At 63.6% G+C, this 22,788-nt stretch carries 20 protein-coding genes; 2 read left to right on the plus strand and 18 right to left on the minus strand.

All coding sequences use genetic code 11. The annotated features are described in order from the left end of the window. Positions 1-14: 14 nt before the first annotated feature. The 14 genes from K3555_RS13260 to K3555_RS13325 all read right to left on the minus strand — a co-directional run bounded on the left by K3555_RS13260 (position 15) and on the right by K3555_RS13325 (position 15,221). On the minus strand, positions 15-863 hold the full coding sequence (locus K3555_RS13260) for an outer membrane protein assembly factor BamD (RefSeq protein ID WP_129371463.1): 849 nt from the start codon (positions 861-863) through the stop codon (positions 15-17). A 237-nt stretch (positions 864-1,100) separates the two neighbouring features. Then, positions 1,101-2,036, minus strand: a complete 936-nt coding sequence (gene lpxC / locus K3555_RS13265) for a UDP-3-O-acyl-N-acetylglucosamine deacetylase (protein ID WP_134829503.1) — start codon at positions 2,034-2,036, stop codon at positions 1,101-1,103. 212 nt (positions 2,037-2,248) lie between these two features. Beyond that, positions 2,249-3,949, minus strand: coding sequence for a cell division protein FtsZ (gene ftsZ / locus K3555_RS13270; RefSeq protein ID WP_260005582.1), 1,701 nt, complete (start codon positions 3,947-3,949; stop codon positions 2,249-2,251). A 375-nt stretch (positions 3,950-4,324) separates the two neighbouring features. Next, a complete protein-coding gene (gene ftsA / locus K3555_RS13275; protein ID WP_259985811.1) occupies positions 4,325-5,659 on the minus strand; it encodes a cell division protein FtsA in 1,335 nt (444 codons plus the stop codon). Position 5,660: 1 nt separating this feature from the next. Further along, positions 5,661-6,560: a cell division protein FtsQ/DivIB gene (locus K3555_RS13280; RefSeq protein WP_260005584.1), complete on the minus strand. Its 900-nt coding sequence runs from the start codon at positions 6,558-6,560 to the stop codon at positions 5,661-5,663. Beyond that, a complete protein-coding gene (locus K3555_RS13285; protein ID WP_260005586.1) occupies positions 6,548-7,468 on the minus strand; it encodes a D-alanine--D-alanine ligase in 921 nt (306 codons plus the stop codon). The genes K3555_RS13280 and K3555_RS13285 overlap by 13 nt, the downstream gene beginning before the upstream one ends. 316 nt (positions 7,469-7,784) lie before the next feature. Next, complete coding sequence (gene murB / locus K3555_RS13290; protein WP_260005587.1) at positions 7,785-8,738, minus strand: UDP-N-acetylmuramate dehydrogenase; 954 nt, start codon at positions 8,736-8,738, stop codon at positions 7,785-7,787. Next, positions 8,663-8,992 carry a hypothetical protein gene (locus K3555_RS13295; RefSeq protein ID WP_260005588.1) on the minus strand — a complete coding sequence of 110 codons (330 nt, stop codon included), beginning with the start codon at positions 8,990-8,992 and terminating at the stop codon, positions 8,663-8,665. The genes murB and K3555_RS13295 overlap by 76 nt, the downstream gene beginning before the upstream one ends. 120 nt (positions 8,993-9,112) lie before the next feature. After that, positions 9,113-9,361 carry a DUF2484 family protein gene (locus tag K3555_RS13300; protein WP_259994073.1) on the minus strand — a complete coding sequence of 83 codons (249 nt, stop codon included), beginning with the start codon at positions 9,359-9,361 and terminating at the stop codon, positions 9,113-9,115. Positions 9,362-9,461: 100 nt separating this feature from the next. Then, complete coding sequence (gene murC, locus K3555_RS13305) at positions 9,462-10,859, minus strand: UDP-N-acetylmuramate--L-alanine ligase (protein WP_259985823.1); 1,398 nt, start codon at positions 10,857-10,859, stop codon at positions 9,462-9,464. Between the two features lie 5 nt (positions 10,860-10,864). Further along, positions 10,865-11,956 (minus strand): UDP-N-acetylglucosamine--N-acetylmuramyl-(pentapeptide) pyrophosphoryl-undecaprenol N-acetylglucosamine transferase, encoded by a 1,092-nt coding sequence (locus K3555_RS13310; RefSeq protein ID WP_260005589.1) that lies wholly within the window; start codon positions 11,954-11,956, stop codon positions 10,865-10,867. Between the two features lie 24 nt (positions 11,957-11,980). Beyond that, positions 11,981-13,147: a putative lipid II flippase FtsW gene (ftsW, locus tag K3555_RS13315; protein ID WP_129371473.1), complete on the minus strand. Its 1,167-nt coding sequence runs from the start codon at positions 13,145-13,147 to the stop codon at positions 11,981-11,983. Positions 13,148-13,749: 602 nt separating this feature from the next. After that, a complete protein-coding gene (locus K3555_RS13320; RefSeq protein WP_259994078.1) occupies positions 13,750-14,922 on the minus strand; it encodes an NAD(P)/FAD-dependent oxidoreductase in 1,173 nt (390 codons plus the stop codon). A gap of 134 nt (positions 14,923-15,056) precedes the next feature. Then, positions 15,057-15,221 carry a hypothetical protein gene (locus tag K3555_RS13325; RefSeq protein ID WP_260008578.1) on the minus strand — a complete coding sequence of 55 codons (165 nt, stop codon included), beginning with the start codon at positions 15,219-15,221 and terminating at the stop codon, positions 15,057-15,059. A gap of 731 nt (positions 15,222-15,952) precedes the next feature. On the opposite strand from K3555_RS13325, the gene K3555_RS13330 reads away from it, so the two are divergent. Both K3555_RS13330 and K3555_RS13335 read left to right on the plus strand, forming a co-directional pair. Continuing rightward, positions 15,953-16,246 (plus strand): putative quinol monooxygenase, encoded by a 294-nt coding sequence (locus tag K3555_RS13330; RefSeq protein ID WP_260005590.1) that lies wholly within the window; start codon positions 15,953-15,955, stop codon positions 16,244-16,246. Positions 16,247-16,251: 5 nt separating this feature from the next. Beyond that, the gene (locus tag K3555_RS13335) at positions 16,252-16,701 is read left to right on the plus strand and encodes a MarR family winged helix-turn-helix transcriptional regulator (RefSeq protein WP_260005595.1); all 450 of its coding nucleotides are present in this window, start codon (positions 16,252-16,254) and stop codon (positions 16,699-16,701) included. Positions 16,702-16,908: 207 nt separating this feature from the next. Here the strand turns inward: K3555_RS13335 and murD are convergent, their stop codons facing one another. From murD to K3555_RS13355, 4 genes are all read right to left on the minus strand, one after another. Beyond that, positions 16,909-18,306, minus strand: coding sequence for a UDP-N-acetylmuramoyl-L-alanine--D-glutamate ligase (gene murD, locus K3555_RS13340; protein WP_260005600.1), 1,398 nt, complete (start codon positions 18,304-18,306; stop codon positions 16,909-16,911). A gap of 480 nt (positions 18,307-18,786) precedes the next feature. After that, positions 18,787-19,869 (minus strand): phospho-N-acetylmuramoyl-pentapeptide-transferase, encoded by a 1,083-nt coding sequence (mraY, locus tag K3555_RS13345; protein WP_259985870.1) that lies wholly within the window; start codon positions 19,867-19,869, stop codon positions 18,787-18,789. Between the two features lie 21 nt (positions 19,870-19,890). Then, positions 19,891-21,291, minus strand: a complete 1,401-nt coding sequence (gene murF / locus K3555_RS13350; RefSeq protein WP_260005602.1) for a UDP-N-acetylmuramoyl-tripeptide--D-alanyl-D-alanine ligase — start codon at positions 21,289-21,291, stop codon at positions 19,891-19,893. Continuing rightward, entirely contained in the window at positions 21,288-22,775 is a 1,488-nt protein-coding gene (locus K3555_RS13355) for a UDP-N-acetylmuramoyl-L-alanyl-D-glutamate--2,6-diaminopimelate ligase (RefSeq protein WP_260005604.1), read from the minus strand. Before K3555_RS13355 ends, murF begins: the two co-directional genes overlap by 4 nt. Between the last annotated feature and the right edge of the window lie 13 nt (positions 22,776-22,788).

Raw genomic sequence — 22,788 nt, forward strand, 5'->3', positions numbered from 1 at the left:
TGCAGCAGCAGCCGTTACAGCCACTGCCCTTTGACCGTCTGACGGTAGATCTGGCTCAGCCAGTTATTGCCGCGGTCCCGCATTTTAAGCCCGTTTGCAGTCAGCAGCTTATAGCTGCTGTCATACCATTCGGTGGACTGGAAGTTATGGCCCAGAATGGCACCCGCAGTCTGCGCCTCGTCGGTCAGGCCCAGCGACAAGTACCCCTCAACCAGCCGGTGCAGAGCTTCGGCTGTGTGGCTGGTGGTCTGGAAATCCTCAACCACCACCCGGAACCGGTTGATGGCCGACGTGTAATGGCCCCGGCGCAGATAATAGCGGCCGATCTCCATTTCCTTGCCCGCCAGATGGTCAAAGGCCAGGTCGAATTTCAGGATCGCCGAGGTGGCATATTCGCTGTCAGGATAGACCTCGATCACCGTGCGCAGCGCCTGCAGCGCCTGGAAAGTCAGGCCCTGGTCGCGTCCAACCTCATCGATCTGGTCATAATAGCTGAGGGCAAGCAGATACTGGGCATAGGCCGCATCTTCGTCCGCCGGGTAGAAATCGATGAACCGCTGCGCGGCTGCGCGGCTGTTCTCGTAATCCTTGGTGCTGTGATAGGCAAAGGCCTGCATGATCACCGCCTGCTTGGCCCATTCAGAATAGGGGTACAGGCGTTCGATCTCGGAGAAGTAATAGGCTGCGTCCTTGGGCTGTTTCTGGGCCAGCTCAAACTCGCCGCGCCCATAGATCTGCTCGGGCGTGAAGGCTTCCAGCGACTCGCCTTTCTTGACCGCGCCGCCGTCTCCGCCGCAGCCCGCAAGGGCCGCCATCAGAAGGACCGCGCCGAGGGTTTTGGCTCCCGCCCTGATGCCGTTCATAGTGCCTAACCTCACCGTCCTTAACTTACGGGTGTCCGCCCCGGTTATGCCGTCTCTAGCACATTCAAATGGCGTGCAAAACGCCTTTCGCCACTTCCGCGTTCACATGGCAGAGAAAGCGGGCAATGGTCAAGTCCGCCCTGCTGTTCCTGCTCCCTTCTGCCGCCCTCAGCACAGGAAAAGACCCGGGACACTCACGCCCCGGGCCAGTCTGCCGCTCGTTCCTGGTTTTTTGCCTTATGCCACGCGCCGCTGTTCGGCCGGAATTTCCGACCAGATCAGACCCTGCCCCGGCAGCCGCGCGGTCATCGCTGCATCGCAGGCGACGGCCCGGACCGCGCCCGGCTCCGCAAACAGGGCACGCAGCAATGTGTTGGTCAGCGCATGCCCCGCGCGCTCGCCAACATACCGCCCCAAGATCGGCCCCCCAGCCAGTGCCAGATCCCCCAAGGCATCCAGCATCTTGTGGCGCACAGGCTCATCCGAATGACGCAGGCCTGCGCCGCTCTCAACCCGTTCTCCGTCAAACACAACGGCGTTTTCGCCCGGCACACCGCCCAGGGCGAGGCCATTGGCCTGCATCGCTTCCACGTCTGCCTGACGGCAGAAGGTGCGGCTGTCGCACAGCTCGCGTGCAAAGCTGCCGTTGCGCATATCCAGAACCTTGCTCTGACGGCCGATGGCGGCCTCGGCAAAGTCGATATGGAATTCAATACTCAGCCGGTCGCTGGGCAGCAGGGTGGCACGGGCGCCGTCCTTCTCCACCGTCACCGGCTTCAGTACTTCATATGCCATGATCGGCACGCCCAGCCGGCGCACGCCGTACTGCATGATACCGCGCACAAACGGTGCCGAGGAGCCGTCAACGATCGGCACTTCCGGCCCGTCGATTTCGATCAGCGCATTGTGCACGCCGCAACCGGCCAATGCGGCCATGATGTGTTCCACGGTGGAAACGCTGACGCCGGAGGTGTTGATCAGCCGGGTGCACAGCGGGCTGCGCTCAACCAGGTCCCAGCGCGCCGGAACCAGGGTGTTGCCCAATGCAATGTCGGTGCGCTTGAAGACGATGCCATGCCCTGCCGGAGCCGGGATCAGGACCATGCGTGCAGGCTGGCCGGAATGCAGGCCGGGCCCTTCAAATGCTACCGATGCTTTGAGCGTATTCTGCACGTTGCGCCTCGTTCCACTGTTTCCGGCCTCATGGGACCGTGTTGCGAACGAGAGTTAAGGTTTTGCAAAAAAACCTACAACTCAATCTTTGTAACGGATTGAAACATGGCTGTAACAGATAAGCAAAACACCGCTCAAAATCGCGCAATTGGCTGAAATACAAAAATAAAAAGCCGCCCGAAGGCGGCTTTTGCAATCTGTTTTGTGATCCGTCAGTTTGCTTGGCGGCGCAGGAATGCGGGGATTTCGATGCGTTCCTGGTCCGGGTCATGCTGCTGCGCCTGCACCGGTTGCTGCTGGGCTGCGGCGGCCGGAGCCTGCATGGCCGGCTGCTGGCGTGCGGCCTGCGGCGGCTGTTTGCCTGCCGGAGCGTCGGCTGTGCCGGTCATCCGGTGGATCAGGGAATTCAGCCCAAAGCGGCGCTGCCCGTCGGGCTGCTGCTGTGCATTCTGCTGCTGTTGCTGCTGCGGAGCCGGTGCGGCCGGGGCCGCCGCCGCACGCGGCTGCTGGACCCGCTGCGCTGCCGCCTGCAGACGCTCCAGCGCTTGCGGCGACGGGGTGCCCGGTGCGGGTGCCCGCGGCGCCACAAAAGCATCGGGCTGCGGTTCGGGTGCTGTTGCCTGCGGGCGGAATTCCGGAACCTGCGGCTGATAGGCCGGCGGCGGCAGACCGTCGTTGTCAACCAGTTCCGGCTCTTCAAAAATGTCTTCAGCCTGCTCCTGCGCGGCGGCCTGCTGCGCGTTCATCTCTTCGAACAGCGAAGGCTCTTCCAACTGCGCGGCAGCGTCGGGCTGAACGGGCTCCGGGGCCGGGGCAGCCGCAACTGCGGGCTGGGCAACCGGAGTTTCCAGCTCCAGCGGCGCCGGACGGGTGTCTTCGACACTGACGGTCTGACGCAGCGGTGCCGACATCGGACGGCGCGGCACCGGCATTTCGGTGTTCACATCCACCGCGTCGATACCGGTGGCAACAACGGAGACCCGCATCTTGCCTTCCATGCCGGTGTCCAGGGTCGAGCCGACGATGATGTTGGCATCCGGATCCACTTCCTCGCGGATACGGTTGGCGGCTTCGTCCAGTTCAAACAGGGTCAAATCGTGCGAGCCGGTGATGTTGATCAGCACGCCGCGCGCGCCGCGCAGGCTGATTTCGTCCAGCAGCGGGTTGGCAATCGCCTTTTCGGCAGCCTGGACCGCGCGGTCCTCGCCCTCGCCCTCGCCGGTGCCCATCATCGCCTTGCCCATCTCGTCCATCACCGCGCGGACGTCGGCAAAGTCGAGGTTGATCAGGCCCGGGCGCACCATCAGGTCAGTGACACCTTTGACGCCCTGATACAGCACGTCATCCGCCATCGAGAACGCCTCGGTGAAGGTGGTCTTCTCATTGGCCAGCCGAAACAGGTTCTGGTTCGGAATGATGATCAGCGTATCGACAACCTTCTGCAGGCTTTCGACACCCGCCTCAGCCTGGCGCATCCGCTTCAGGCCTTCGAACTGGAACGGCTTGGTGACAACGCCGACGGTCAGCACGCCCAGCTCCCGCGCGGCCTGCGCGATGATCGGTGCAGCACCGGTGCCGGTGCCGCCGCCCATGCCAGCAGTGATAAAGCACATATGCGCGCCGGCCAGATGGTCGACGATCTGCTCAATGCTTTCCTCAGCCGCAGCCGAGCCCACCTGCGGACGGGCGCCTGCGCCCAGACCTTCGGTCACTTTCACACCCAGCTGGATGCGGCTCTTGGCCGAGGCCTGCTGCAGCGCCTGCGCGTCGGTGTTGGCCACGACGAATTCAACGCCGTCCAATTCCTTGGCAATCATGTTGTTGACAGCGTTGCCGCCGGCCCCGCCGACACCAAATACCGTGATCTTCGGCTTTAACTCTTCTTGCCCGGGCATCGAAAGATTCAACGTCATGCTCATACCGCCTGTGTTACCCGCCCTTCCCGCAAAGGGCTTTTTCCTGTGCTATTCACCATAATCCTACCGCGCAGAGGGAGTTTCGTCATCCCAAAAAGCACAATGTGCCACAAAATACGGCCTCATTCTGAGGTCTAAACCGCGGTATTTCGCCGTCCCTAGCAGATATGGGGGATCCAGCACAAGCCACACACAACACAGCTGCAGCCTCCGCAAAATCACTTCTGCAGAAGACATCTTTCCTGATACGTGGCTGGCCACTGCCCGGCCTGCTGAATCGCCGCGTTTGCCGCGGACGTTAAGAACAACCTAACGGGTCCTGCCGGCGCTGTCACGCCCTGTTTGACCCGTCTGGCAGAATTGAAAAGCGGCTTACCAGTTGTCCCGGAACCAGCGCACGGCACGGCCCAATGTGCCCGCCGGATGACGGCTGGCGGGCATCTCGAAGTCCCACCATTCGTCCTGCGGATGGGCCGCAAACAGGCACAGACCCACGGCTGAGGCAAAGCCCGGCCCGGTCGCCGATTGCGGCAGGCCGTGAACGCGCAAGGGCCGCCCCAGACGCACCTGCTGGCCCAGGATGCGGCTGGCCAGCCCGTCCAGCCCCATGATCTGGCTGGAGCCGCCGGTCAGCACGATCTGCTGGCTGGGGAGATATTCGAAACCCGCCGCATCCAGCCGTGCACGCACCTCTTCCAGGATTTCTTCGACGCGGGGCCGCATGATGCCGATCAGCTCGGCGCGGCTGACAGTGCGCCGGTCATGTTCCCAATCGCCGGTATCGCCGCCGATATCGATCATGTCGCGGTCGTCGGCTCCGGTGGCATGCACCCCGCCGCAAAAGGTCTTGATCCGCTCCGCATTGGTCAGCGGCACCCCCAGCCCCATCGAAATGTCGCTGGTGATGTGATCGCCGCCCAGACGCACCGCGTCGGCGTAGATCATGTGTTTCTTCATAAACACCGAGATCGAGGTGGAGCCGCCGCCCATATCGATACACGCCGCTCCCAGTTCCTGCTCGTCCTCGACCAGTGCCGAAAACCCCGAGGCATAGGCCGAGGAGGCAATCCCCGCCAGTTCCAGATCGCAGCGCTGGATGCAGCGCACCAGGTTTTGCACCGCGATGGCATCCACCGTCAGCATATGCATGTCGACCGCCAGCGTCTGCCCCATCTGACCGCGCGGATCCCCCAGGCCGGACCGGTTATCCAGCGCAAAGTTCACCGGCTGCGCATGTATTACCTCGCGGCCCGCGCCGTATTCCGGCACCTCGCAGGAGGCCAGCACCTGCGCCACCTCATGCTCCGAGACCACCTGCCCCTCAAGATCCAGCTTGGCATCCAGCCCGTAAGAGCGCGGATTGGCGCCCGAGAAACAAGCGATCACGTGATCGACCCGCACCTCTGCCATCTTCTGTGCGGCCTGCACTGCGGTGCGGATGGCGCGTTCGGTCTCCTGCATTGCGTTGATTTCGCCGAACTGCACCCCGCGCGACCGCGTGGTTGCCGCCCCGATCACCCGGAACCCCGACTGCCCGGCCAAGGCGCCGATGGATCCGTCCTCGCTCAGCCGTCCGCTGCCGTCGAACCGCAGCACCAGGCAAGCGATTTTAGAGCTGCCCACGTCCAGAATGGCCACCACGCCGCGCTGCATCGCCTGGCGCCGCATCTGCCGCATCGCCCGCTGCGATTGATAGAGATCTGTCATGCTACTGCCCGCCCCCATTCAGCTGCCGGATCCGCCACCAGTTTTCCACTGAGTTTTCGGTCATACGCACGGTCGGGCGCCCAGCCAGGCGCATATCCACCGCTGCCACATCGCGTTCCAGCAAATCCTGCACTTCACTTACCGCCAGCACCCGCTCCAGCGCCCGCACCGGCTGCTCGGCCGGCAGCATGATCCGCTGCTTGCGGTCCAGCACCACGTCCCAGCGCCGCTCGCCCACCCGGACCAGCCCGCGAAGCCGCGGCCCCAGCGGTTTGGCCGCTGCAAACAGCCGCAGCGCCTGTGCCGCATGTTGCCCGGCCCCCTTGCCCGCGATCAGCGGCAGGTCCGGGTGCAGGTTGCGGCGGCCCAGCTCGGCCACGTGAATGCCGTTCTCATCCAGCAGCGCCAGCCCCTCGCGGCTGCGCCAGATCAGCGCCGGCGTGCGTTCCTCGACGTCCACCTGCAGGATGCCGCCGGGGCGGATCCGCACGCTTGCAGTCTTGACCGGGTCCAGCCCGGTGATCACATCTCGGATCTGCTCCAGATCCAGATCAAAGGAGCTGACGGGAAAATCTGTCGGCACCACCACGCGGATGTCCTGCGCCACGCTTGAGCCCGCCCCGTCCACCGCCATCACATTGACCATGAACTCGGGCCGCTCCTCGATTGCGGCGCGGGCATCGCTGACCAGCCCCTGCAGCGCGGCCCGGCGGCTCTCATCCGCCAGATAGGCGCTGCCGGCTGCAAAAATCAGGCAGAACGGCACCCCGACGCGCAGGCCGAACCGGATACCCGGCGTCAGCATCCAGCGCTGCAGCCGGTACTTCAGCCGCGACGGCGCCGGATCCGCCCGTCCCTCGCCGCCGCCGCTGCGGCGCAAGCGCCCCTTCAGCGGTTGCATGAGGCATCCTCCACCATCCAGGCGCAGAGTTCGCCGAAAGTCATGCCCAGATGTGCGGCCTGCTCCGGCACCAGCGAGGTCGGTGTCATACCGGGCTGGGTGTTGGTCTCCAACAGGATCAGCCCGCCGGCGCCGCGCGCCTCGTCCCAGCGGAAATCGGTGCGGCTCACGCCGCGGCAGCCCAGCACCTCATGCGCCTTCAGCGCATATTCCAGGCACAGGTCATGGATTTCCCGCGGCAAATCCGCGGGCAGCACATGGCGCGATCCGCCCGGTTTGTATTTGGCGTCGTAATCATACCAGCCGTCTGTCAGGATATCGGTCACGGTCAGCGCCTTGTCCCCAACCACGGTGGTGGTCAGCTCGCGGCCCGGCGCGTAGGTCTCAACCATCACTTCGGCAGGCATCTGCTCCGACAGCTGCGGCGGGCCGTTGGCGGCCTCATGCACGATATAGATGCCGACGCTTGAGCCTTCATTGTTGGGCTTCACCACATAGGGCGGCGCCATCACATGGCCCGCGATCACGTCGGCCTTGGCAAACAGCCCGCTTTCGACAACCGGCAGCCCGGCGGCGCGGTACACTTCCTTGGAGCGCTGCTTGTCCATTGCCAGCGCCGAGGCCAGCACCCCGGAATGGGTATAGGGCAGCCCCAGCCATTCCAGCACGCCCTGCACGCAGCCGTCCTCGCCCCAGCGCCCGTGCAACGCGTTGAACACCACATCCGGTTTGATATCCGCCAGACGCGCGTGCAGGTCCCGGCCTGCATCAATCTCAATAACCTCGAACCCCTCACCGCGCAAAGCAACCGTGCATTCACGGCCGCTGGACAGCGATACGTCGCGTTCGGCTGACGGGCCACCCATCAGCACCGCGACTTTCGGGAGTGTCCTGCTCGACTTACTCACCACGAAGCGCCTCAATACATGCAGGGCTTTGCGCCCCTGTTTCTTGGAGCCTGGAACAGGCCCGCATTATGTCTCTGCGCCGGTTAGATCCGGCTGATTTTTGCGGGGCAGCCTGCCCCGGATTCTGCTGGGCATCCGCCCTGTGCATCGGCATAGAATTGCCGCCTCTTCAGCACCCTACCGCCCAAAATCTTACCGGGGCGTTAATGATGCTTTTACCACGTTTATCAATTGCCGCTGCCCGCGCCCCTCCGGAGCTTTATGGTTACCTCTAGCTGCGGCAAGCGAAGCCTTTGTCAGCACTCGGGTTTTCCAGTTATTCGGACAGCTGTTCGGGAAGCGGATCACCAATCCGCATGATTTCCCACTCTAGCGTGATGCCGGAATCTTCGTAAACCTTTTTCCGCACATCTTCGCCCAGACCTTCCAGATCTGCGGCAGTTGCGCCACCCGTGTTGATAAGGAAGTTGGAGTGTTTCCCGCTCATCTGCGCACCGCCGCGCCTTGCGCCGCGCATGCCGGCGTTGTCGATCACCTTCCAGGCCTTCAGGTCATGCACGTCATCCGCACGGCCCGTGGATGAAAACCCCGCCGGATTGCGGAAGGTAGAGCCGGCCGAACGGTCACGGGTCGGCTGGCTCTCATCACGCTTTTGCAACTGTGCCTCCATCCGGGCACGCAAGTCCTCTGGATCGCCCTTGGGACCGCGCAAGGTGGCATGGACCAGCACCGCGCCCTCTGGGAAAGCGGTCTGACGGTACTGGAAATCCAGCTCCTGCGCGGTGATCTCGCGGATCTCGCCCTCGCGGGTCACGATGGTGGCCGACACAAACACATCCGCAGTATAGCTACCGTAACAGCCCGCGTTCATCCGCACCGCGCCGCCGATCGAACCGGGGATAGTGCGCAGGAAGGTCAGGTCAACACCTGCATCCGCCGCACGTTTTGCAACATGGGCATCCAGCGCCGCCGCACCGGCGGTGACGGTATCCCCGTCAACCGAAATCCCGTTAAAGCCGCGGCCCAGCCGGATCACCACCGCGCGCATGCCGCCATCGCGTACAATCAGGTTCGACCCCACCCCCATCGGGAACACCGGCACCGCCGGGTCCAGACTGCGCAGGAATTCTGCCAGATCGTCTATATCCGCAGGCTGGAACAGATGGTCCGCCGGGCCGCCCACGCGCAGCCAGGTCAGCTCCGCCAGCGGTTTCTGCCAGGAAAGGCGCCCGCGAACCGCCGGAAGGATGATTTCAGTTTGCTCCGCCATCGTTTTTGCCGCCCCAGCTTCCAGCCAATAAACGCGCACAGTCCGTATACAAGATGGCCATCGAAATAAAGGGTGAACGCGGCGCCGTGGTCATGATTTTCGTGAAACCGGTCCTGAGACAGCCAGATCAGCATAAGCCCCCAGAGCAACACCAAAGCTTGCGCCAGCCGGTACCACTTGAACCGGGCTAGATAATAGAAGCCAATCAGCCAAACGGCCCCAAAGGCCATCCAAATTGCAATTACAGCGGTCACTACCAACCTCCACGTCCGGCAACACGCACACCGGAGCAACAGCAGGAAACAAAAACAATCTTCCGTAGGTAGCACTTGCTGTGAAAACAATCCGTAAACGCGCGGTGATTTCCTGCCCGGTCAGCGGCTCAGCCTGCGCTTTACCCACCGCCCCAGATAGATCACCGGCCAGCGCAGTACCGACATGCCTGCCAGCAGCACCGCCAGCCCCCACCAGGGGCCGTTTTCATAGGTGACATAGCCAAGCAACGGAATGCCCAGTGCAATCAGCACATAGGCGCGCCGCCAGTGATTGTCGCGGCTGGGAATCACCGCCAGCACATTGGCGGTCAGCGCCCAGACTGCCGCCAGCGTCAGGGACAGCGTCATGCCGCGCCTCTCTGGCGGGCATCTTCTTCTGGCTGGAAGTATCCCGGGGAACGCCGCCGCAGGCGGCGGGGGGCAGCGCCCCCTGCTGCCCTTGGTGCTCTCATTGCTCCAGCCGTTCAGGCAGGCCGTTGGCCCAGGTGCTGATCGTACCCGCCCCCAGGCAGACAACCATGTCGCCGGGCCGCGCCTGCTCGCGCACCAGGCGCTCCAGGTCTTCTTCGCTGAGGATGGCGCGGGCGTGGCGGTGGCCGTGGCGGATCAGCCCGGCTACCAGATCATCGCGGCCTGCGCCTTCGATCGGGTCTTCGCCTGCTGCGAACACTTCGGCAATCGCCACCACATCCGCCTCGTTGAAACAGGCGCAGAAATCGTCGAACAGGTTCGACAGGCGCGAATAGCGGTGCGGCTGATGCACTGCGATCACCCGGCCTTCGCTGGCCTGGCGCGCCGCCTTCAGCACCGCGGCGATCTCCACCGGGTGATGGCCGTAGTCGTCGATGATGGTGACACCGTTCACTTCGCCCACCTTGGTGAAACGCCGGTTCACGCCGCCAAAGGCCGCCAGGGCCTCACGGATCTCGGAACTGTTCATACCCAGATGCCGCGCGACCGCCACGGCAGACAGCGCGTTGGAGACATTGTGATCCCCCGGCATCGGCAGGGTGCAGCCCTCGATCACCCGGTCTTCGGCCTGCAGATGCACGTCAAAATGCGCCACACCGCCCTTGTAGGTCAGGTTCTCAGCCCGCACATCGGCCTGGGCGTTGAAACCATAGGTCACAACCCGGCGGTCGGAAATCCGCCCGATCAGCGCCTGCACCTCGGGATGGTCAGTGCAGCAAACCGCGATACCGTAGAACGGAATGTTTGAGACAAACTCCAGGAAACCGTCGCGCAATGTGTCAAAGTCGCCCCAATGCTCCATATGCTCGGGGTCGATATTGGTCACCACAGCGATGGTCGCAGGCAGCCGGTTGAACGAGCCGTCGCTCTCGTCCGCCTCAACCACCATCCATTCGCCCTGCCCCATACGCGCGTTGGAGCCATAGGCGTGAATGATGCCGCCGTTGACGATGGTCGGGTCAAAGCCGCCGGCCACCATCAGCTCTGCCATCATGGTGGTGGTGGTGGTCTTGCCATGAGTGCCGGCAATGGCGATGTTGGATTTAAGCCGCATCAGTTCCGCCAGCATATCGGCGCGGCGCACCACCGGCAGGCCGCGAAGACGGGCCTCGTCCAGCTCCGGATTGCCCGGTTTGATCGCCGAGGAGATCACCACAACCGCGGCGTTCTCCAGGTTTTCCGCCTTCTGGCCTACAAAGATACGCGCGCCCAGCTCTTCCAGCCGGCCGGTGATCTTGGAAGTTTTCAGGTCCGACCCCTGCACCATATAGCCGAGGTTCAGCAGCACCTCGGCGATGCCCGACATGCCGATGCCGCCGATCCCCACAAAATGGATCGGGCCGACGTCTCCGGGCAGTTTGGTTGCAGGGTTCATGACAGTTATCCTTCTTCGGCCAGCTGCTCAACCAGTGCCGCCAATCGTTCGGTGGCATCGGGAACCCCGGCGCTCAGTGCGGCTGCCGACATTTGCGTGGCAGCCCGCGGGTTACTCAGAATTGCGCCCATATGCTCTGCCAGCACCGGGATATCAAGAGCGCTTTCCGGGATCACCACCGTGGCATTGGCGTCAACCAGCCCACGGGCATTGGCGCTTTGGTGGTCGCCCGCCGCAGCGGCAAAGGGGATCAGGATCGAGGGCCGCCCGATAATCGAAATATCGGCCACCGACGAGGCGCCGGAGCGCGAGATCACCAGCTGCGCTTCCGACATCCGCGCAGGCACGTCGGTAAAGAAGGTCTGCACATCGGCGTTGATGCCGTGTTCGGCATAGAACGCATTGACCCGGTCCAAATCCTCTGCCCGCGCCTGATGCGACACCCGCAGATAGCGGCGGATTTGATCCGGCAGCGCAGCCACAGCCCCGGGCACCACGTCGGACAGGATCCGCGCGCCCTGGCTGCCACCCATCACCAAGAGCGACATCGGATAGTCGCCCGGCGGGATATAGGCAGCCCCTGCCCGCTCCATTACCGCGCTGCGCACCGGGTTGCCAACGTGCTCATGCGCGACACCTTCGGGCAGCGCGGTTGGCCAGGTGCCGCAGGCCACCCCTGCGACCCGCTTGGCAAAGATCTGGTTGACCCGGCCCAGCACACCGTTCTGCTCATGGATCATCCGCGGCAGCTTCAGCAGCGTTGCCGCCCCCAGCGCCGGGATCGACGGATAGCCGCCAAAACCGATGACGGCATCGGGGCGTTCGCGGCGCATCTGCATCATCATCGACAGAACGCCGCCTGCAATTTTCGGACCCGCCAGCGCCTTGGCCAGCAGCCCGCCGCGGGCAAAGGTGGCAGACGACACTTGCGAAATCTCAACCGCGCTTGGAAACGACGCGGTATAGCGCGCGCCCCGCGCGTCGGTCGACAGTTTCACCCGCCAGCCGCGCGCCAGCATCATCTCGGCCAGCGCCTGTGCCGGAAACATATGGCCGCCGGTTCCGCCAGCGGCCATCAAAAGCAATTTCTGTGCCATCCCAGGGGGTCTCTTTCACATCTCTCAGCGGCCGCGGCCGTTCAGGTAATCCGCAATCCCGCCTTGCGGACGCGTGCGGGTAAAGGCCAAGAGCATACCCACCGCAATCCCGGTGGCAATCAGCGAGGATCCGCCATAGCTGACAAACGGCAAAGTCATGCCTTTCGCGGGCAAGAGCCGCACCGCAACCCCCATGTTGATCATCGCCTGCACGCCGAACATGCAGACCAGTCCGGTGCCTGCGAGACGGATGAAAATATCGCGCTCCCGCATCAGCCGGAACAGCGAACGCACCACGATCGAGGCGTAAAGCACAATCAGAACCGCCACCAGCACCAGCCCGTACTCCTCGGCTGCGACGGCAACGATGAAATCGGTATGGGCATCGGGCAGCGACCATTTCACCTGCCCCTCGCCGACGCCGACACCAAACAGCCCGCCTTCGCGGATCGCATTGGTGGCATAGCCAAGCTGGGTGGTCGGATCGACATCGGGGTTCAGGAAGCCGTCGATGCGGCGGGCAAAGTGTTCGGAGCTGTTATAGGCAAAGACGCCCCCCATCACCACCACGGCGGCCATGCAAACCAGCAGCAGCATCGGCGCCCCAGCCACAAAATACATCACCCCCCAGCCGAACAGGATCAGGCTGGCCTGGCCGAAATCCGGTTGCAATACCAGCATCATAACGACCATCATGCACAGCGCGAAGGACATCAGCGTGCCGGGTGGCCCGTTGATCTGCTGGCTGGCGGCAATCATCCAGGCCGCAACCACAATAAAGCCGGGCTTCAGGAACTCCGACGGCTGCAGGGAGGCAAATCCCAGCGAATACCAGCGCACCGCACCCTTACCGAAATCGGTGCCAAAAATCGGCAAAAACGCCAAGGCGACAAAGGCCAGGGCAAAGCCCAGCACCGCCAGCCGCCGCACCAGCGTCGGCGACATCACGGATGTCACCAGCATCGCCGTCAGCGCCGTCAGGCCAAAAACCGCCTGCCGCTGCACATAGTGGAAATTGCCGAACCCGTTGCGCTCCGCCAGCGGCACCGAGGCCGCCAACCCCAAGAGCAGCCCGATCACGAACAGCATCAGGATGCAGGACATTGTCCATTTATCCAGCGTCCGCCACCATTTCGGAAGAATCGGCTCACCTGCCTGCACGGGAACCGCGCCATAGACCATCTCAGTCATGGGAATACCGCCACTATATGCCTCGTTCCGCCCCATTTTTCGGGGTCTCACAGAAACTGTAACGAAACGTGAGCCGCGGCGCCAGAAAAAGAACACAGTTCGGCGGAAAACCACCGCACCGCCGACCGCCCATCTTGACAGGCAGGAAGCTGCCAGCGGATGTCGGCGCTCCGCGGGAACCCGCCGTCTGAACAATACAGTTGCTAGGCAGAAAGCCTTTCAAGAACCGGAAAATCACGGCATTGCTCGCGAACAGAGACCCAGGCACACACTGTCTTGGCCTGCTATTAAACGGGGGGCTGGCATCTTCACCGGTGCGCCGTCAGCCAAGAGGGCTTTGGTCCGGCCAACGGTCCTGTCAGCCCGTGCCCGCAGTCGGCGGCTGGAATACACTACCCCGCCGCCTTGGCTGCCTGCAGGAAACACCGCAGCGCTTCCTCATTGATCCGATATTGCGCGTCCCTGCGCTGTGCATGAGTTCGTGCCCGGCGCAGCAAAAGCTGACTTATCTTAGACCGGCTGCGGGTGCCCGATCCGGTGAACTGGCAGTCTGAGCCCATGCACGAAACCGCTTTGCGGCCGCATGATCGCGGTTACAGCATTCAGCCATCACGCCGCTCAGCAATCGCTGTTCCCGCTGCCCAGCCCGAAGACCACGCCCATTGAAAATTATAGCCGCCAAGCCAGCCGGTGACATCGACAGCCTCGCCGATGACATAAAGACCGGGTAAGTTCTTCGCTTCCATTGTGCGCGAGGACAGCGCCTCCGTGGAAATTCCTCCTGCCGTCACCTCTGCCTTCGCATAGCCCTCGGTGCCAGTGGGGTGGAATGTCAGCTGCGACAAGTAGCCAGCGGCGCGCTCAAGGTCTGCATCGGAACTGTTTCCCAATTCCTTTCCCAATCCGATACGCGCTGACAACACCTCGGCCAGGCGGTTCGGAAGATGCTCGCTCAATGCCGATCTCAGCCTTGAGCGGGGCGCCCGCCGCCGGGCCTCGCGCAGCACCTCCAGGGCATTGTCGACCAGCGTCAGGACAACCGGTTCACCGGGGGTCCAATAGGAGGACACCTGCAAGATAGCTGGCCCCGACAGCCCCCGGTGAGTAAACAGCCCCGCTTCGGTGAAACTGGCCGTTCCGACCCGCGCTGTGATCGGGCTGGAAACGCCGGAAATGTCCCGGAACGCCTGTGAGTCCGGACCCAGCGTCAACGGCACAAGCGCGGGTCTCGGCGGCACCACTGTCAGGCCGAAGCGTTGCGCGATCTGGTAGGCGATGCCAGTAGCCCCCATCTTCGGAATCGAGGGGCCTCCGGTGGCGATGACCAGTTTCGCTGCTGTCGCTCCAGCAACGCGGAAAAGCCCGTCGCCATGGCCGATCTCGCCGATCTGCGTCGAGAGGCGGATATCAACGCCGCCACGGGCACACTCGTCAAGGAGCATTGCTACGATCTGCCGTGCAGAGCCGTCGCAGAAGAGCTGCCCCAAGGTCTTCTCGTGCCAGGCGATGCCGTAGCGTTCGACCAGCGCGAGGAAATCCCACTGGGTATACCGTGCGAGAGCGGACTTGGAGAAATGCGGATTCCCGGACAGAAAGCATTCCGGCCCGGTCCACATATTGGTGAAGTTGCACCGGCCTCCACCTGAAATCAGTATCTTCTTCCCTGCCTTGTCTGCATGATCCAGCAGGAGCACACGCGCACCTGCCTGCCCGGCAATCGCGGCTGCCATCAGGCCGGCAGCACCGGCACCAAGCACAATTACGTCATATTTCATGCGCGTCCTCTACGTCTCTCAGACAGAGGAGAAAAGGGACAATCGCACCACGCGCCTCGCTCCAGACACAACGGAGAAGCAGGAAATCAGCTTCCTCGACCCTGTCAGCTCTCAGGCATTCGAAAACGGACAGGTTAATCGTCCTTCCACGCCCGCCCGTTCTTGCGGATTGGAATGGCCGGGATGGCGTCACGCTCAAGGATGGCTGCGTGACAACGGCGTGTGGCCTTGGCCAGTTCTGACTTGCCCGGAATCCGTGCCAGCTGCGCGGCCAGCCAGACCTCCAGTACATCGGGCAAAGGCTTTGACGTAAGCGGCGCCTCAAGGGCACCGGGCTTTCAGCTTGGCGGCCGGAAGTTCCAGGGGAGGATTTCGCCGGCCGGCTGACAGGGTGACCTGCAGCCCGTCCCATGGGCGTGGATGCAGGCCGGCTTCTCTCCGAGACGGGACTTTGAGGAGATCCGGCGGCGCTGGCTTTGCAGCCATTCTCAGAATCAGGCGGCCAGCGGCGCGGTGCGGGCCTGCCGGGCCGTCATGGCCTTTGCAGAGCAAGCCTTGGGCGCCATTGATTCGAGCCCAATGGCGAGCCACCGGTTTCGCCGCCGCCGGAAACCGGACCCCTCGCGAGGGCATCAGCACGGCGAGGCCCCAAGCGCATGCACGACCTTGCGATCCGCGGTGCGGGCGTGCCGGGTGCCAGCTCGATCCTGACTGCGCCCGAGAGGATCCGGATCACCTCACCTGATACAACAAGGTCCGGTTCCGGCGGCACCTCTGGCACATCGCAGACCATCAGCGGGGCGAAAAAGGTTCGTCAACTTTTGCCGCTGGCAATACCAGCCTCCCACGCTTCGCCAGCCGGCGCCAGGCCGACGGCTGGTTTGGGAAGAACTCCATACCGCGCCGCCACAGCATTCACGCCGTGCCCGGCTCAAGCGTACCCGCCATCGCCGCCCGCGGCTGAAGCCACCTTGACACTGCGCGCGGTGCCCCCATACTGTTATCATGATAACTTAAATGGAGAAACACCATGACCACCCCCTTCCAACTGATCGCCAGGATCACTCCGAAACCGGAACACATGCAGGACGTGCGCCAAAGCCTGCTGGATATTCTGGAACCGACCCGCGCCGAACCCGGCTGCCTGAAGTTCCTGCTGGCCGAAGGCCGCGATGGCGATTGCTTCTATCTCGACGAAGAATGGGCCAGCGACGACGCCCTGGCGGCACATTATGCAGCGGACTACATCACGCCGGTCTTCGCCAAATACGAGGCCTGGCTTGCAGCACCGGTGGAAATCCACAAGATGACCCCGCTGGCCTGAGCGTCATGTTCTTCCTCAAGGACCTGCCGTCGCAGCAGATGGTCGGCACCTACGCCCAGGCCTACGGCGCCGACCCGGACCATATCACCAGCGCGCTTATGATGATGCGCCGCGCCAGCCTCCTGATCCGCAGCCTCGACGCCTATTTTGCCCACCACGGGCTGTCCCAATTGCGGTTCCTGGTGCTGATCGTGATCGACCGCGAACCGGACCGCACCTCGCTGACCCCGAATGAGATCGCCCAGCGGATCGACGTGTCAAAACCGGTGATGACCCGCACCCTGCAATCGCTGCAGAAAGACGGGCTGATAACCCTTTCGAACAACCCATCCGACGGGCGCTCCAAAGAAGCCGCGCTGACACCCGACGGCCATCAGCGGCTGCAAGACACCCTTCCCGGCTATTTCAAACTCCTGTCAGAGGAGATGACCAAGCCGTCCACCGCCAACAGCTGACCCTCACGGATTTTCCGCTTCGGAGCCGCCTTCGCTTGAGCTTGAACGGCCGGGGGTGCCGGGCGGGGTCAAGAGAAATCGCGGAGGCTCCGCCGCAGGCGGATACCGCTATTTCTCTTGGGCGCGTGCGGCAGCTCTGGCAGGCAAAGATCAGGTGAAGGCGGGTTTGAGGCGGATTTTCCGCTTGGGTGAGACCTGAAGCCCCTTTTACCCCAGCCGCGCCTTCACTTCGGCGATGAAATCCTCACCGCGCTGTTCGAAATTGTCATACTGATCGAAACTCGCGGCGGCCGGCGCCAGCAGCACGGTGTCACCCTCCTGCGAGTCCTGAATGGCCCGCTCCACTGCCGCCGCCATGGTGGTGCAAACTTCGGCCTGCACATCCAGCTGCAGCGCAAATCCCGCCGCCTCGCGCCCGATCACATAGGCTTTCACCACATTGCCAGCCCGCCCCTTCAAGGCCTCCAGCCCGCCATCCTTCTCCAATCCGCCGCAGATCCAGCGGATGTTACTGAACGCACTTAAGGCTTTCACTGCGCTGTCTACGTTGGTGGCCTTGCTGTCATTCACATACCGCACGCCGCCGGCCTCAGCGATGGTCTGGCTGCGGTGCGGCAGGCCGGGGAAGGTGGCCATGGCATCGCCAATCAGCCGCGGCGCCAACCCCAGGGTGCGCGCCGCCGCATAGGCCGCGCAGGCGTTCTGATGGTTGTGAGCCCCCGGCAGCCCGGTCATGGCGCGCAGATCAATCGAGGCCGCCTGCCGCCCCTTGCGGTATTCCGACAGGAACCCCTTGCGGGCAAAGACCTGCCAGCCAGGCCCGGTCAGCTTGCGCGCGGCGGACACCCGGATCACCCGGTCATCGCCTGCCCCTTCCGACAGCTGACCCGCCAGAAACAGCCCCTCATCCTCGTCAATGCCAATCACCGCACGGTCCGGCCCGCCCTCGGCAAACAGCCGCCGCTTGGCGGCGAAGTAACCGCCCATACCGCCATGCCTGTCCAGATGATCCGGGCTGAGGTTGGTGAACACCGCCACATCCGGTGTCAGTGCGCGCGCCAGCTCGGTCTGATAGCTCGACAGCTCCAGCACCACCACACCGCCATTTCCGGGCGCGTCAATATCCAGCACGCCGCGGCCGATATTGCCCGCCAGCTGGCTTTCCCGGCCCGCCTCCTGCAGGATGTGATGCAGCAGCGCCACCGTGGTTGATTTGCCGTTTGACCCTGTTACCGCCACCACCCGAGGCGGCTGATCATGCATTTGCCATTCGGCATCCGCAAACGAGCGGAAGAACAGCCCGATATCATTGTCCACCGGTACCCCCGCCTCCATCGCCGCCCGGATCACCGGATTGGGCTTGGGGTAAAGATGCGGAATACCGGGCGAGGTGATCAGCGCCGCAACCCCGTCAAAGGCACCGGCCTTATGCAGGTCGCGGCAGGTCAGGCCTTCCGCCTCCGCCGTCTCCCGCGCAGCAGGGTTGTCGTCCCAGCAGACCGCCTCCGCCCCGCCCTCCCGCAGGGCACGCGCCGTCGCCAGCCCCGAACGGCCCAGCCCCAGCACTGCCACCTTGGCGCCCTCATATCCTTTGACCGGGATCATTGCCTGCCCTCATCTTGATGAATTTGCTTCTGCGGCACATTGCACAGGTGCAAGCCGGGCTTCAAGCGCTGCCCCGGCACAGTCCTCGAGCATGGGCCGCAGGCCCGTGCCACGCCCAACAATTGGCAGGCAGGCATAGCCTGCCGAAATTGGCGGGAGCATCCCCCCGTTGCGCATCCACCGTACGCTGCCCACACCGCATTTTCACCCGGCCGGGCTACCCTCTACCCCGTTGCAACAACAAGAACAGGACACCGGCCCCCTCAGTCCACCTCTTCATCGGGTGCAGGGCGGGCCCGCATAGGCCGCCAGACGGACATGGCCCCTGACAAGGGCAATCCGATGCTCCGCCCCCCTTGGCGGCGCCGCCTTCTTCATAAGAAAAAACCGCGCCAAGCCTGAAGCCACGCGCGGTTCACATAATAAAGGAAAGCCTCACCACCCGCCGGGTAACCCGGCGCGGCAGCCAAAACCTATGCTTTACCGGACTTTCAGCGTCGCCAGGCCGATCATCGCCAGGATCAGCGAGATGATCCAGAAGCGGATCACGATCTGCGGCTCGGCCCAGCCCTTCTTTTCATAGTGGTGATGGATCGGGGCCATCAGGAACACCCGGCGCCCGGTGCGCTTGAAGTACAGAACCTGAATGATCACCGACATCGCCTCAACCACAAACAGCCCGCCGACGATGGCCAGCACCAGCTCGTGCTTGGTGGCAACCGCAATGGCCCCCAGCGCCCCGCCCAGGGCCAGCGAGCCGGTATCGCCCATGAACACCGCCGCCGGCGGCGCGTTGTACCACAGAAACCCCAGGCCTGCGCCAAACAGCGCCGCGCTGAAAATCAGGATCTCACCGGTGCCGGGCACGTAATGCACGTCCAGATATTCGGTAAAGTCGACCCGCCCCACCGCATAGGCAATGACACCCAGGGTGCCCGCAGCAATCATCACCGGCATGATCGCAAGGCCATCCAGCCCGTCGGTCAGGTTCACCGCATTGGCAGCGCCGACAATAACGCAGATCGAAAACGGTACATAGAACAGGCCAAGATTGATCAGCGTGTCCTTGAACACCGGCAGCGCCAGCTGGTTCTGCAGCGCTTCCGGGTGGAATCGCGCGGCCAGAACCGAACACAGCGCCGCAATCGCAATCCCCAAGGCCAGCCGCAGCTTACCCGAAACACCTGCCGTGGTCTGTTTTGAGACCTTGGCATAATCATCAGCAAAGCCGATCAGCGCAAAGGCCAGCGTCACCAGCAGCACCATCCAGACAAAGGGGTTATCCAGCCGCGCCCACAACAGCGTCGAGGACAGCAGCGCGCCGACAATCAGCAGCCCGCCCATCGTGGGTGTGCCCGCCTTGGAAAAATGCCCCTCCGGCCCGTCATCGCGGATCGGCTGGCCCTTGCCCTGCTTGCGGCGCAGCACATTGATCAGCGGCTTGCCGAACAGAAAGCCAAAGATCAGCGCAGTCATAAAGGCGCCGCCTGCGCGGAAGGTGATATAGCGGAAGAGGTTGAAAACATCCCCCCCGTCCGACAAAGCGGTCAGCCAATAGAGCATCTGGGCCCTTCCCTCGTTCTTTTATGCGTTTTCTTGTGTGGGGGTGGATTGGCCCATTTCGCGGATGCCGTCAACGATCTTGGCCAGCCCCATGCTGTTGGAGCCTTTTGCCAGCACGATGTCGCCGCCTTTGATGGCGGTTTTCAGATCTGGCACCGCCTCGGAACTGGTATCGTACCAGCCGCCGCGTTTCGCCTCTGGCAGCGCCGCATAAAGCGACTTCATCAACGGCCCGACGCAATGGATTTTCTCAATACCCGCAACGGCCTGCAGCGCGGCAAGGCCGGCATGCAGGTCTTTTTCCTGCGGTCCCAGCTCTCCCATATCGCCAAGATAGGCAATCCGCCGTCCCGCGCCGGGTGTCGCCGCCAGCACTGCCAGCGCCGCCGCCATTGAGGTCGGATTGGCGTTATAGCTGTCGTCCAGAAGGGTAACCTCGCCGCTGTCCAGCCGGATGGTTTCCCGCACGCCGCGGCCCTTGACCGGCGACCACAGGGCGAGGCTTTCAACAGCTTTCGCCACATCCGCACCCAGCGCATCGACACAGGCCAGCGCGCCCAGAGCGTTCATCGCAAAATGCGCGCCAAGGGACTGGATGTGCATCTCAACCTCGCCGCCCCCTGCCGTGGCGCGGGCAACAAGCCCGTCGCCTTTGTTGTCAGCTGACAACAATTGGTAATCCCCGGCGCTTTCGCCGAACCAGCGGGCAATGATGCCCAGATCTTCCGCCACATCCCGCAGCACATGGGCCTCGGCAATATCCGCGTTCAATACCGCAACACCGCCTGGCTCCAGCCCCTGCATGATCGCGGCCTTCTCACCGGCAATGCCCTCGACGTCCTCAAACGCCTCCAGATGCACCGCGGCAACTGTCGTCACCATCGCCACATGCGGGCGGGCTTGTTTGGCCAACGGCGCAATCTCACCCGGATGGTTCATGCCGATTTCGATAACGGCAAATTCAGTTTCGCGCGGCATCCGCGCCAGCGTCAGCGGCACGCCCCAATGGTTGTTATAGCTGGCCACTGCCGCATGGGTGCGGCCCTGATCGGACAGCATCCGCGCCAGCATTTCCTTGGTCGAGGTTTTACCGACCGAGCCTGTCACCGCAACGACCTTGGCCCCGGTGCGGGCACGGGACGCCCGGCCAAGGGCCTCAAGCCCGGCCTGCACGTCATCCACGATCAGCAGCGGCGCATCGGCGGCAACCCCTTCGGGGATGCGGGAGACCAGCGCAGCACCTGCCCCTTTCGCCAAAGCCTGGGCCACGAAATCATGACCGTCGCGCGCGGCCTTCAAGGCCACGAACATATCACCCGACTCAATGGTGCGGGTGTCGATCGACAGGCCGGTGACAGCCCAATCCCCCTGCGCCTGCCCGCCGGTGGCTGCAGCGGCCTCGGTTGCGGTCCAAAGCGTCATGCCAGCCTCCCGTCCAGTGCGGCTGCAGCAATGCTGGCCTGCTCCACATCGTCAAACGGCAGAACCTGATCGCCCACGGTCTGGCCGGTCTCATGCCCCTTGCCGCAGACAATCAGCGCATCGCCCGCCTGCAGCATGTCGGCGCCGCGCAGGATCGCCTCGGCGCGGTCACCGACCTCGATGCAATCGGGCGCACCGCCCTTGACGGCGGCGCGGATAATCGCCGGGTCCTCGCTGCGCGGGTTGTCATCCGTCACAATCACAACATCGGCGTTCTGATGCGCCGCCTGCCCCATCAAAGGCCGCTTGCTGGTGTCGCGGTCGCCGCCTGCGCCAACAATGGCAATCAGCCGCCCCAGCACATGCGGTCGCAAGGCCTTGATGGCGCTGGCAACGGCGGCAGGCGTATGGGCGTAGTCAACAAACACGGCTGAGCCATTGTCACGCGACGCCGCCAGCTGCATCCGGCCGCGTACCGTGGTCAGATGCGGCAGGGTTTCAAACACCCGCTCCGGATCCTCGCCGCCGGCAATCACCAGCCCGCAGGCCAACAGAACGTTTTCCGCCTGAAAGCCACCGATCAGGTTCAGCCGTACCTGATACGGCTTGTCATGCCAGGAGAACCGCACATCCTGGCCGGTGCCGTCATAGCGCAGCCCCATCAGGTTCAGATCGCCAAGCCCGCGTCCCACGCTGATCACCTCCTGCCCGCGGGCAGCGGCCACCGCGCGCATCTCAGCGCCGCGGGGGTCGTTCAGGTTGATGACGGCGACTCCTTCGTCCGGCAGCACCCGGCGGAACAGGCCCGCCTTGGCGTTGAAATAGGCTTCAAATGTCTCGTGATAGTCCAGATGGTCCTGGGTGAAATTGGTGAACCCCGCCGCCGCCAGCTGCACCCCGTCCAGACGGCGCTGGTCCAGCCCATGCGAGGACGCCTCCATCGCCGCATGGGTCACCCCTGCGGCGGCAGCCTCAGCCAGGGCGCGGTGCAGGGTGATCGGCTCCGGCGTGGTATGGGCCAGCGGATAGCTCCAGGCGCCCTCAATTCCGGTGGTGCCCATATTGACCGCCTCATGGCCCAGCTCAGCCCAGATCTGGCGCACAAAACTTGCAACGGAGGTCTTGCCATTGGTGCCGGTCACCGCAACCACGGTCTGCGGCTGACCGCCGGACCACAACGCGGCGGCATAGGCCAGCGTCTGGCGCGGATCCTCGACCACCACAAGTGCGGCGTGGCTTTCGTCCAGCAGTTTGGCGGCGATGCCCGCGCCCGCTGCATCGGTCAGAATGGCGGTGGCGCCCTTATCCAGCGCAGCGGGGATGAATTTGGCGCCATGCACCTGGCTGCCCGGAAGGGCTGCAAACAGGAACCCCTCGCGCACGTCGCGGCTGTCTACCGCCAGGCCGCGGATCTGCGGGTCGGCGCCGCCGCGGGCGGTCAGCCCCAATTGGCTTAGCGGCTGGTCTGGTCTACTGCTGCTCATGGCGGCCCTCTGC

Origin of the sequence: Leisingera sp. M527 (assembly GCF_025141525.1) — a bacterium.
Classification (GTDB): domain Bacteria; phylum Pseudomonadota; class Alphaproteobacteria; order Rhodobacterales; family Rhodobacteraceae; genus Leisingera.

Coding starts and splice junctions, on each gene's coding strand:
- K3555_RS13260 (WP_129371463.1), bottom strand. CDS start 863: ATGAACGGCATCAGGGCGGGAGCCAAAACCCTCGGCGCGGTCCTTCTG.
- ftsZ (WP_260005582.1), bottom strand. CDS start 3,949: ATGACGTTGAATCTTTCGATGCCCGGGCAAGAAGAGTTAAAGCCGAAG.
- ftsA (WP_259985811.1), bottom strand. CDS start 5,659: ATGACAGATCTCTATCAATCGCAGCGGGCGATGCGGCAGATGCGGCGC.
- K3555_RS13280 (WP_260005584.1), bottom strand. CDS start 6,560: ATGCAACCGCTGAAGGGGCGCTTGCGCCGCAGCGGCGGCGGCGAGGGA.
- murB (WP_260005587.1), bottom strand. CDS start 8,738: ATGGCGGAGCAAACTGAAATCATCCTTCCGGCGGTTCGCGGGCGCCTT.
- K3555_RS13300 (WP_259994073.1), bottom strand. CDS start 9,361: ATGACGCTGTCCCTGACGCTGGCGGCAGTCTGGGCGCTGACCGCCAAT.
- murC (WP_259985823.1), bottom strand. CDS start 10,859: ATGAACCCTGCAACCAAACTGCCCGGAGACGTCGGCCCGATCCATTTT.
- K3555_RS13310 (WP_260005589.1), bottom strand. CDS start 11,956: ATGGCACAGAAATTGCTTTTGATGGCCGCTGGCGGAACCGGCGGCCAT.
- ftsW (WP_129371473.1), bottom strand. CDS start 13,147: ATGACTGAGATGGTCTATGGCGCGGTTCCCGTGCAGGCAGGTGAGCCG.
- K3555_RS13320 (WP_259994078.1), bottom strand. CDS start 14,922: ATGAAATATGACGTAATTGTGCTTGGTGCCGGTGCTGCCGGCCTGATG.
- K3555_RS13330 (WP_260005590.1), top strand. CDS start 15,953: ATGACCACCCCCTTCCAACTGATCGCCAGGATCACTCCGAAACCGGAA.
- K3555_RS13335 (WP_260005595.1), top strand. CDS start 16,252: ATGTTCTTCCTCAAGGACCTGCCGTCGCAGCAGATGGTCGGCACCTAC.
- murD (WP_260005600.1), bottom strand. CDS start 18,306: ATGATCCCGGTCAAAGGATATGAGGGCGCCAAGGTGGCAGTGCTGGGG.
- mraY (WP_259985870.1), bottom strand. CDS start 19,869: ATGCTCTATTGGCTGACCGCTTTGTCGGACGGGGGGGATGTTTTCAAC.
- murF (WP_260005602.1), bottom strand. CDS start 21,291: ATGACGCTTTGGACCGCAACCGAGGCCGCTGCAGCCACCGGCGGGCAG.
- K3555_RS13355 (WP_260005604.1), bottom strand. CDS start 22,775: ATGAGCAGCAGTAGACCAGACCAGCCGCTAAGCCAATTGGGGCTGACC.